Source organism: Aquitalea sp. S1-19 (genome assembly GCF_024343515.1).
In genome coordinates this window covers 1-9,632 of the sequence record NZ_RJTZ01000109.1, presented here as the reverse complement: position 1 = coordinate 9,632, position 9,632 = coordinate 1, and the positions used below count along the sequence as shown (strand labels likewise).

The 9,632-nt window shown below is 57.8% G+C and carries 10 protein-coding genes; 5 read left to right on the top strand and 5 right to left on the bottom strand.

All coding sequences use genetic code 11. The features are described from left to right. A partial coding sequence (locus tag EGI20_RS14345; protein WP_498632292.1) for a DegT/DnrJ/EryC1/StrS family aminotransferase occupies positions 1–302 on the top strand: 302 nt, incomplete at its 5' end. After that, a complete protein-coding gene (locus EGI20_RS14340) occupies positions 299–955 on the top strand; it encodes a sugar transferase (RefSeq protein ID WP_498632290.1) in 657 nt (218 codons plus the stop codon). The genes EGI20_RS14345 and EGI20_RS14340, both read left to right, overlap by 4 nt. Before the next feature lie 8 nt (positions 956–963). On the opposite strand, the gene EGI20_RS14335 is transcribed toward EGI20_RS14340, so the two are convergent. Continuing rightward, complete coding sequence (locus tag EGI20_RS14335; RefSeq protein WP_498632289.1) at positions 964–2,220, bottom strand: GGDEF domain-containing protein; 1,257 nt, start codon at positions 2,218–2,220, stop codon at positions 964–966. Between the two features lie 163 nt (positions 2,221–2,383). On the opposite strand from EGI20_RS14335, the gene EGI20_RS14330 reads away from it, so the two are divergent. Then, the gene (locus EGI20_RS14330) at positions 2,384–3,295 is read left to right on the top strand and encodes a LysR family transcriptional regulator (protein WP_498632287.1); all 912 of its coding nucleotides are present in this window, start codon (positions 2,384–2,386) and stop codon (positions 3,293–3,295) included. A 36-nt stretch (positions 3,296–3,331) separates the two neighbouring features. On the opposite strand, the gene EGI20_RS14325 is transcribed toward EGI20_RS14330, so the two are convergent. Then, entirely contained in the window at positions 3,332–3,901 is a 570-nt protein-coding gene (locus EGI20_RS14325) for a porin family protein (protein WP_498632286.1), read from the bottom strand. A gap of 226 nt (positions 3,902–4,127) precedes the next feature. Between EGI20_RS14325 and aspA the strand changes: the two genes are divergently transcribed. Then, positions 4,128–5,531: an aspartate ammonia-lyase gene (gene aspA, locus EGI20_RS14320; protein WP_498632285.1), complete on the top strand. Its 1,404-nt coding sequence runs from the start codon at positions 4,128–4,130 to the stop codon at positions 5,529–5,531. A 63-nt stretch (positions 5,532–5,594) separates the two neighbouring features. Continuing rightward, positions 5,595–5,960: a hypothetical protein gene (locus tag EGI20_RS14315; protein ID WP_498632283.1), complete on the top strand. Its 366-nt coding sequence runs from the start codon at positions 5,595–5,597 to the stop codon at positions 5,958–5,960. Between the two features lie 76 nt (positions 5,961–6,036). On the opposite strand, the gene EGI20_RS14310 is transcribed toward EGI20_RS14315, so the two are convergent. The 3 genes from EGI20_RS14310 to ubiD all read right to left on the bottom strand — a co-directional run bounded on the left by EGI20_RS14310 (position 6,037) and on the right by ubiD (position 9,471). Further along, positions 6,037–6,408, bottom strand: a complete 372-nt coding sequence (locus EGI20_RS14310) for a YggL 50S ribosome-binding family protein (protein ID WP_124735724.1) — start codon at positions 6,406–6,408, stop codon at positions 6,037–6,039. A 100-nt stretch (positions 6,409–6,508) separates the two neighbouring features. After that, positions 6,509–7,888, bottom strand: a complete 1,380-nt coding sequence (locus EGI20_RS14305; protein WP_498632281.1) for an Ig-like domain-containing protein — start codon at positions 7,886–7,888, stop codon at positions 6,509–6,511. Positions 7,889–7,989: 101 nt separating this feature from the next. Next, a complete protein-coding gene (gene ubiD, locus EGI20_RS14300) occupies positions 7,990–9,471 on the bottom strand; it encodes a 4-hydroxy-3-polyprenylbenzoate decarboxylase (RefSeq protein WP_498632279.1) in 1,482 nt (493 codons plus the stop codon). Positions 9,472–9,632 lie beyond the last annotated feature (161 nt).

The following is a 9,632-nucleotide window of genomic DNA, read 5'->3' as shown; positions in this document are numbered from 1 at the left end:
CCGCGCATGCAGCCAGCAGTCATGCCTGGCATCTGTACCCGGTGCGGCTTAAGCCCGAAGCCGGCATCAAGCGTGACGACTTTATCGTGCAGATGGCCGAGCGCGGTATCGGCTGCTCGGTGCACTTTATCCCGCTACACCTGCACCCGGTGTGGCGCGACGGCTACGGCCTGACGCAAGCCGACTATCCGGCGGCGCAGGCGGCGTTTGAAGCCGAAGTGACTTTGCCGCTGTATACGCGTATGAGCGCCGATGATCAGGCGCGGGTGATTGCTGCGGTGCGCGAGGTATTGGGCGCATGAGTTTGCCGGATTCCCGTCCTGTTTTGCCTTGCTGTGCGCCGGCCGGTCATGGTTCGCGCGCGCTCAAGCGCGTCTTTGATATCGTGGCGTCGTCGCTGGGGCTGTTATTGCTGGCACCGGTCTTGCTCGCGGTGGCGTTGTGGGTCAAGGCCGATTCGCCCGGGCCGGTGTTTTTCCGCCAGCTGCGGGTCGGGCGCGGCGGGGTGTTGTTCCGCATCCACAAGTTCCGCACCATGCAGGTAGGGGCCGAAGGGCGTGGCCAGTTGACGGTGGGGGCCGATGCGCGCGTGACCGGTGCCGGGCGTCTGCTACGCAAGACCAAGCTGGACGAGTTGCCGCAGCTGATCGATGTTTTGCTGGGGGATATGAGCGTAGTCGGCCCGCGCCCCGAGGTGCCCAAGTATGTCGCACATTATCCGGACGAGGTGAAGGCGCTGGTGTTATCGGTGCGCCCCGGTATTACCGACTGGGCGTCGATCCGCATGATAGACGAGAACGAAATCCTGGGCGGGGCAGACGACCCGGAGCGGGCGTATATCGAGGAGATACTGCCGCAGAAGCTGGATTACTGCGTGCGTTATGCACAAAGCCATAGCCTGCTTGAGGATTTGCAGATCATTATGGCCACGTTGCTGAAAATCATCACGCGCTAAGACTACGCTTATCCAAGCGCCACGGACTCTGCCCGCTTTTCGGGGGCTTTGTCAGTGCTGCAGGTACTTTGGTTGTAATTGCAGCATATTGCGCAGGCTGGCCGTGCATGGCCGGGGGCGTGACAGCTGATGGTGTCGCGGCCGCTTGATTTGGCCTGATACATGCGGCTGTCTGCACGGGCGATGAGATCTTGCCAGCTATTGCAGCCATCATTGATGCGCTCGGCGGTACCGGTGCTGGCCGTTTGCGGATTACCGTCCGGCCGCGTGCCCAGCCCTTGCTGGTATAGGCGGGCCAAGGCCTGAAGGCTTTGCTGGCAATCGGTATTGGGCAGGATCAATAAGAACTCCTCCCCTCCCCAGCGCGTCAGGATGTCGCCGCGTCGCAGTCTGGCCGATATGGCTTTGACCAGCGATTTAAGTACCTGATCGCCAGCTTCATGGCCGTAGCGGTCATTGATTTGCTTGAAATGGTCCAGATCAATAAAGGCGAGCGATAAGGGGGTGCTGGTGCGAACTGATTGTTCAAACTGCAAGGCGAGGATTTCTTCGCCGCTACGCCGTGAATAGCAGCCGGTCAGCGGGTCGCGTATTGCCTGGCCGACCAGAGCCATCATCAGTACCAGCTGGCTGATGCTAGCCAAGGTCGAGACGCCGGTAATCAGGATAAGCAGCCAGTATTCGGCGCCAAAGGCCGGCCAGCTGCCGCTGACCCAGTGTTCCAGGCCCGCCAGGCCGTAGGCCACCAGTACTGGGGTGGCGAAAGCGACGCTCTCGAGCAGGGTAAGCGGAAAAATGGCGAAGCCGGCCAGCAGGACAAATGGCAGAAAGGCATAGCCGGCACTGATGGCGGCGGAAAGACCCTGTAGCGAATAGCGGGTCAGTAATAGATGGGATATCACATAGAACACTGTGGGGATGGCAAATAGCGTCGCCATTGCCCGGTAGGCGTTGAGCATGCCGGCTTGCCGCTTGTAGCAGACCAGGCCAGTAAAGGCGGCGCTAGCCAGCAGGCGTAGCGCCATAAGCTGTGGCCATAGTGTATCGGGCAGGGTGAGGATATCCACCACAATCCACAGCGGTGTGAGGACGGCAAACAGAAAGGCAAACAGCCGCACCCGATTGATGATCATACGTGCGCGGCGATGCGCCATAAGCGGCATATGCTGGTGTGGGCTGAATAACCAGCTGCTCTGGTCGGGCATCAGCTCGCCTGGCAGCAAACCGGACAAGCGCAGCCAGAGGAAATGCGAAATTTTTTGCATGTGAACGCCAAAAATATGGGTCAGGAACGTGTACTTAGGACCGCACCTCGGTATCGACCTATTGCCAATTTGTATTGCAATCAATATTTTGCATGATATTAACATGCATTAATGCCTATTTGTTTGTATTGGGCATTATTTGTGTTTCATTGGGGGCTTGACTATGGAAACGCGCTGGCTGGAGGATTTTCTGGTGCTGGCCGAGACCGGCAGCTTTACCCGCTCGGCCGAGATCCGTCATTTGACGCAGCCGGCTTTTTCACGCCGCATCAAGTCGCTGGAGGGCTGGGCCGGTACCGAGCTGATAGACCGTACCTGCTACCCGACGCAACTGACGGCGGCAGGTCTGGCTTTTCGCCAGGAGGCGGCGGCGGTGTTGGGGCAGATGCGCGCAGCGCGCTCGCGCCTGGCGGGTATGCGGGCGATGCCAGCGGATACGCTGGAGTTTTCCGTGCCGCACACCTTGTCGTTTTCCTTCTTTCCCCATTGGTTGTCCGGCGTCGTTGAGGATTTTGGTGCGCTGTCGTGCCGCTTGCAGGCCAGCAATGTGCACGATGCCTTGCTGGCTTTTGTCGAAGGCGGCAGCGATCTGTTGATGTGCTATCACCATGCACGCCAGCCGGTCAGCCTGAGCGATGCCCACTATAGCGGGTTGAAGCTGGGGCTGGAGCATCTGCGCCCTTATGCCCGCGCAGATGCCGATAGCCAGCCTTGCTTACGCTTGCCGGGGACGGCGGAGCAACCATTGTCGTTTTTAGGCTATTCGCCCGGCGCTTATTTTTATCGCATGAGTGAGCTTTTGCTGGGGCAGGCTCCCGAGCCGGCGCATTTGAGCCTGCGCTACGAGACCGATATGGCCGAAGGGTTGAAGCATATGGTGTTGCAGGGGCACGGTGTTGCCTTTTTGCCGGATAGTGCGGTGCAGGACGAGATCAGGCGTGGCGAACTGGCGCTGGCTGCCGGTGAGGGCTGGCAGATTGATATGGAAGTGCGGCTTTATCGCGATATACGGCGGCAGCGCCCAGCACTGGATGCACTATGGCGCTATTTGTCCGGGCGTTACGCCCGTGTGTAAAAACGGGAAGCATGGCTTCCCGTCGGGTGTTCTGGCTTAGAAGTGGTAGCTGGCACCGGCCTGCAAAGCCATGGCTTTGACGTTACCCATGCTGTCGCCGTTCTGGTCTTCTAGTGTCACTTTGCCGTAATGCGTCAGTTCGGCAAACAGGCGCCATTCATTGCTGATGGTGCCTTCAATCCCGATGCCGACAACAGGCTGGTAGTCATGGGTGGTGTAGCTGCCAAAGCCGTAATCGCCGCGGGCACGCAACTGGCCTGCGCCTAGGCGGCCGTAAATGCCAAACTGTTCAGTCACGGGCAAATGCCCCAGCGCGCTGAACGACACCGAGCGGATGCTGGTGCTGACCTTGCCGTTGAGGTCTTTGCCTTTGCTTTCGCCCAGATCGGCAAAAGCCAGTTCCAGCGATAGTTGTGGCAGCACATAGTAGCCGGCGGTGAGGGCATAGCCGACACGGTTGTCTTCATTGCTGTTGTAAGTTGCGTAGCTGACATTGTGGTGGGCGAATGCGCCGCTAAAGCCAATATACTCGTCAGCCAGTTGCGGGGCGGCGCTGGCAACGCCGGCGATCAGGGTCAGGGATAGCAGCAGGACATTCGGCTTCATGGTGACGACTCGTCGCTAAATAAAACACCATATTATTCAAATGTATTTGAACGGGCAATAAATTCAATGCCAATTGTATTTACTGTTGCCGATCTTGCTGCCCGGCCCATTTGATGCAAATTTTGCATGATGCCATCGATATTCGGAATTGGTCAGGCGCACTTATCGGGTCTAGAGTCTTTCTCATTCCAGCCGCTCGCGGCTCACTCCAAGAATGAGACCTCGCATGACTACCCGCATCGAACATGATCTGATCGGCAACCGTGATATTCCCGCTCAGGCTTACTGGGGCGTGCATACCTTGCGCGCGGTAGAAAACTTTCCGATTACCGGTGTGCCCATTTCGCACTATCGCGAGCTGATTCAGTCGCTGGCGCTGATCAAGCAGGCTGCGGCACAGGCCAACCACGAGATCGGTTTGCTGGATGATGCCAAGGCGCAGGCGATAGTCGGGGCATGCGAGGAAATCCGCGCCGGCAAACTGCATCAGGAATTTGTCGTCGACTCCATCCAGGGGGGCGCCGGTACTTCGACCAATATGAATGCCAACGAGGTGATTGCCAACCGCGCCCTCGAACTGATGGGCAAGCAAAAGGGCGAATACCAGTATCTGCATCCGAACGAGCACGTGAATATGTGCCAGAGCACCAACGATGCCTATCCGACCTCGTTGCGTCTGGCGACCTATATGGGCTTGCTGCAACTGGGTGCGGCACTGGAACGTCTCAAGCTGCACTTTGCCGTCAAGGCCGAAGAATTCAATGATGTGCTGAAAATGGGGCGTACCCAGTTGCAGGATGCGGTGCCGATGACGCTGGGGCAGGAGTTCCAGACCTACGCGGTGATGTTGGGAGAAGACCAGCAGCGCCTGCTGGAAGCCTCGCAACTGATGCTGGAAATCAATATGGGCGCCACTGCCATCGGTACCGGCATCTGCGCCCATCCTGATTACGCGCCGCTGGTGTGCAAACATCTGGCCAAGCTCTCCGGCTTTGCGCTCGTGACCGCGCCCAACCTGATCGAAGCGACGCAGGACTGCGGTGCCTTTGTGCAGGTGTCCGGCGTGCTCAAGCGCATCGCGGTCAAACTGTCCAAAATCTGCAACGACTTGCGCCTGCTGTCGTCCGGCCCGCGTGCCGGTTTTGGCGACATCAATCTGCCCGCCCGTCAGGCCGGCTCGTCCATTATGCCGGGCAAGGTCAATCCGGTGATTCCGGAGGTGGTCAACCAGGTAGCGTTCGAGGTGATCGGTAATGATATGACCGTGACCATGGCGGCCGAAGGCGGTCAGTTGCAGCTCAACGCCTTCGAACCGGTGATTGCCTACAGCCTGTTCCGCAGCGTGTCGCACCTGATCGCGGCTTGCGACACGCTGGGAGAAAACTGCGTCAAGGACATCACCGCCAACCGCGGCTTCCTCAAGCAGCAGGTGGAAAACTCCATCGGTCTGGTGACGGCGTTGTTCCCTATCATTGGCTATGCCGCAGCCACCGAAGTAGCGGGTGAAGCCTTCCATAGCGGTGGCAGCGTATCGGACATCGTGCTGGCGCGCGGTCTGATGACCCGCGAGCAACTGGATGAAGTATTGCAGCCGGCAGAGCTGACCCGTCCGCGCTGGGTCAGTCTCTGATGTTGCATTTGTAATATTTATTGGCTATAAGCTCCATTGTGCATTGCACCATGGAGCTTTTTTATGCCTGAGCCACTGACAGTCTTGCGCATGCAACCCGCTGTGCTGCATTTTTCCCTGAGCCTGTTGCACCTGTATCAGGTGTTCTGGCGTTCCCAATCCTTGTTTACGGCTCGTACCCTGGCGAGTCCTGCACCGGTGGCCGACAAGTCGCATCGCCTGCTGGCGCGCCAGTGTGCCGATTGCTTGTTCGTACTGCACGATGGCGTCGGGCTGCATGGCGAACTGGCCAGACAATTGCTGGCCGTATCAGGAAATGGCGACGAGTGCTGGGAGCGCGAGATGCAGCAGACGCTGGCGTGCTTATACGGGCGCTGGCAAGCGGTGATGGTCGCCGGCATGCGTGCGCAAATCCGTGGCCTAAGCTGACGCCGGATAAAACAAGGGCCCGGAAAAAACCGGGCCCTTAGTCTTGAGCGGGGCAAGCCCCGTCAGTCTGTCTTGCTTACCACTCGATATTCCACAGGTCAGCCAACTCGTCGGCATCTACCGACTCGACTTCGGCACGGGCCGACAGCCAGGCAACCAGTGCCGTGCGGGTTTCAGCGCTGACGCTGCCACGGCCAACCGGGAACACGATACCCTCAAACTGCAAGGTCTCCGAGCCGGCAAAGTGGCCGCCAAAGCTGACGCCCTGTGCATCCACCGCTTCCAGCCATGCATCCAGCAGCGCATCTTGTGCACCCAGGTCGGTATCTTTTTTCAGGGTTACGATCAGCGAAAAGCCCAGCTCGGTGAACTCACCGACGCGCAGCTTCTTGCGCTGGCGCGGCTTCAGGCGTTTCAGACGGGCATTGGAATTCGGGTTGTGCAGCATGATGCCTCCTTATAAAGGCGAGATGATGCGGCCAGAGCGCCGCATCAGGCAAGGGGAGGGCGAAAAAAAGCCCGGCGGGTGCCGGGCTGGGTTTGGCTGGTCAGAAGTTGATATTCTGAATCACATCATCACCCTTTGGCGTTTTCACTTTGATTTCTATTGCGCCCTGTGGTGCTGCCGTTTCACAGGAGTTAGCCCTAACAGTGAAGGAGGTGGTAACATGCCTCGAAGTATTGGGCACAGTGAAGCTGGTAGTGCCGCCAAGGGTTACGCCAGTGAATCCTTGTACCGACATCGATGTACCCTTTGGTAGGGTATTGCCATTTCGGTCTGTCAGCGGAACAGTAATGGTGATCGTGTTGGGGATAGCATTTTGGCCAGTGGTAGGGCAGAGTATGAGACTGGATGGTGTTGCAATGCCTGCCCAAGCGCTGCCGGACCAAGTAATGACGATGTCGCGCCAGATGTTGATTGATTGCGGACGGGTTGAGGAATAATTCCTGCCGCTTCCATTAAATGAGCCATCGGCATTTTGGATGCCATCATTATTCAGGTCTGTAAACCATTCTCCAATATCCCATTTGTTATTTTCATTGGCATCCAGTAGCGCCTCTGGAATGTCGATGTAGGCTTCATTGGTATCGTGACGCCAGTTCCGGTTCAGGTCTGTAAAGCTTTCTTCGCCAGGCATATAGGCTAAGATTGTTTGCCTGCCATCTGAGATGGCACTGCGAAGGCCGCTGCTTGTCAAGGTTGTGGTGCACGCTCCGCGCTCTAGCCGACAGCTGCCAACGGTGCCGATACCCCCTTCAGTCTGGAAATAAACAGGCAGGCCATCAAGAGGAGGGTTGCCAAAACGATCTGAAGCCCGGAAAGTCAGTTTGACTTCTGTCCCATCCCAATCGCCAAACTCAGGGTTGAAATTGTCTGCCGATAGACTGGCACCATTGTCATGAGGCTTTCCTGTAGAAACAAACAGCTCTCGGGATTGGCTCTTGATCAGTTCGTTCGGTGCTGGTAGGGCTGCTTTAATGCTGGTTGCAGTGCTGATATCCCCAGCCTTGACTATTACCTTGGCGATGCCATCTTTGTCTGTTACTGGCTGACTGCTTAAGAGTGTGAGACCAGTGCCTTCTGTTTCAATGCTGAAGTTGACCGTTTGATTGGCAACAGGAGCGCCATTGGCATCCTTAACCAGAAAACTGAGTGTTGTCTGAGTTATTCCACCCACTGAAGTGGGGCGGATGATCATAGAGTCATCTGGACTTGTCGTATCTCCGGAGCTGGAGGATACAAATTCGATAGTGGCTGGTATTGCAGAGGGCTTTGGTGTGCTGATCTCTCCACTTCCACTCCCTTGGCCTGGTGTCACCGAATCCGGCCCACTGCCTCCTCCGCCCCCGCCGCAGGCAGCCAGTGCGGCGGAGATCAGGGTGAGGGCAAACAGTTTTTTGGCTTGCAGTTGACGGCCAGCGGGCATGGCTAAGCTTCCAGTTTATTTACATTGGATAGCATGCTACCACCATGTCATTTAAATGACTCCGTCAGCACATTTTAAGCTGTGCCATTTTGGCATAAAACCTACAGTCCCAACTCCCCCCACATCGCATCCACCCGCGCCTTGATGGCATCGTCCATCACGATGGGCGTACCCCATTCGCGCGTGGTTTCGCCCGGCCACTTATTGGTTGCGTCCAGCCCCATCTTGCCGCCTAGCCCCGACACCGGGCTGGCGAAATCCAGATAGTCGATCGGGGTGTTCTCGATCAGGACCGTGTCGCGTACCGGGTCCATGCGCGTGGTGATGGCCCAGATCACTTCTTTCCAGTCGCGGGTGTTGACGTCGTCGTCCACCACCACGATGAATTTGGTGTACATGAACTGCCGCAGAAATGACCACACCCCCATCATCACCCGCTTGGCGTGGCCTGCGTATTGCTTCTTGATGCTGACCACCGCCATGCGGTAGCTGCAGCCCTCGGGCGGCAGGTAGAAATCGGTGATTTCCGGAAACTGTTTTTGCAGGATGGGGACGAACACTTCGTTCAGCGCCACGCCGAGAATGGCCGGCTCATCCGGCGGCTTGCCGGTATAGGTGCTGTGGTAGACCGGATTCTCACGCATGGTGATGCGGTCAATGGTCAGCACCGGGAAACGGTCTTGCTCGTTGTAATAGCCGGTATGGTCGCCATACGGGCCCTCCAGCGCGGTGTCGTCGGGGTGGATATGGCCTTCGAGTACGATCTCGGCACGTGCCGGGACTTGCAGGTCGGAGCCCAGGCACTGGGTCAGCTCGGTGCGGCTGCCGCGCAGTAGTCCGGCGAACTGGTATTCAGACAGGGTGTCCGGCACCGGTGTCACCGCGCCGAGTATGGTCGCCGGGTCGCAGCCCAGTACCACCGCCACCGGGTAGGGCTGCCCCGGATTTTGTTGGCAGAATTCGCGATAGTCGAGTGCGCCGCCGCGGTGCGCCAGCCAACGCATGATGACGCGGTTTTTGCCGATGACCTGCTGGCGATAGATGCCGAGGTTTTGCCGTTTTTTGTTCGGGCCTCGGGTGACGGTCAGCCCCCAGGTAATCAGCGGCGCCACATCGCCCGGCCAGCAGTGCTGGATAGGCAAGCACGCCAGATCCACTTCCTCGCCTTCCCATACGATTTCCTGGCATGGGGCCTTGCTGACCAGCTTGGGTGCCATGGACAGCACCTGCTTCAGTAGCGGCAGCTTGTCCCATGCGTCGCGCAGCCCCTTGGGCGGCTCCGGCTCTTTCAGATAGGCCAATGTCTGGCCTATTTCGCGCAAGGCAGCGATGCCGTCGGCCCCCATGCCTTGCGCCACGCGCTCGGGCGTGCCGAACAGGTTGGCCAGCACCGGATAGTCGTAGCGCTTGCCATCTTGCGTCGGTGCTTCGAATAACAGGGCAGGGCCGCCGGCCTTGAGTACGCGGTCGGCAATCTCGGTCATTTCCAGATAAGGCGAAACCGGACGGGTGATGCGCTTGAGCTGGCCGTCTGCCTCGAGTTGCGCGATGAACTCCCTTAAATCTCGGTATGGCTTTTTCATATTTATGTTCTTTTCATGATCTGGCGCAAAGTTTCACTGCTTGGGCTTTGATATTTTCCTGCCTGACAGGCACGCACTGCAGCATGGCAAAGATAAAGTCTGACACAAGCCGGTGCAGCCCACGAATTTTAAGTTCAAACAAGCAAACTCGTAACAGGAGA

Bases quoted from the DNA above. Each gene is read 5' to 3' on its own strand.
- EGI20_RS14310 (WP_124735724.1), bottom strand. From the start codon at position 6,408: ATGCTGCACAACCCGAATTCCAATGCCCGTCTGAAACGCCTGAAGCCG.
- EGI20_RS14305 (WP_498632281.1), bottom strand. From the start codon at position 7,888: ATGCCCGCTGGCCGTCAACTGCAAGCCAAAAAACTGTTTGCCCTCACC.
- ubiD (WP_498632279.1), bottom strand. From the start codon at position 9,471: ATGAAAAAGCCATACCGAGATTTAAGGGAGTTCATCGCGCAACTCGAG.
- EGI20_RS14315 (WP_498632283.1), top strand. From the start codon at position 5,595: ATGCCTGAGCCACTGACAGTCTTGCGCATGCAACCCGCTGTGCTGCAT.
- EGI20_RS14335 (WP_498632289.1), bottom strand. From the start codon at position 2,220: ATGCAAAAAATTTCGCATTTCCTCTGGCTGCGCTTGTCCGGTTTGCTG.
- EGI20_RS14340 (WP_498632290.1), top strand. From the start codon at position 299: ATGAGTTTGCCGGATTCCCGTCCTGTTTTGCCTTGCTGTGCGCCGGCC.
- EGI20_RS14325 (WP_498632286.1), bottom strand. From the start codon at position 3,901: ATGAAGCCGAATGTCCTGCTGCTATCCCTGACCCTGATCGCCGGCGTT.
- EGI20_RS14330 (WP_498632287.1), top strand. From the start codon at position 2,384: ATGGAAACGCGCTGGCTGGAGGATTTTCTGGTGCTGGCCGAGACCGGC.
- aspA (WP_498632285.1), top strand. From the start codon at position 4,128: ATGACTACCCGCATCGAACATGATCTGATCGGCAACCGTGATATTCCC.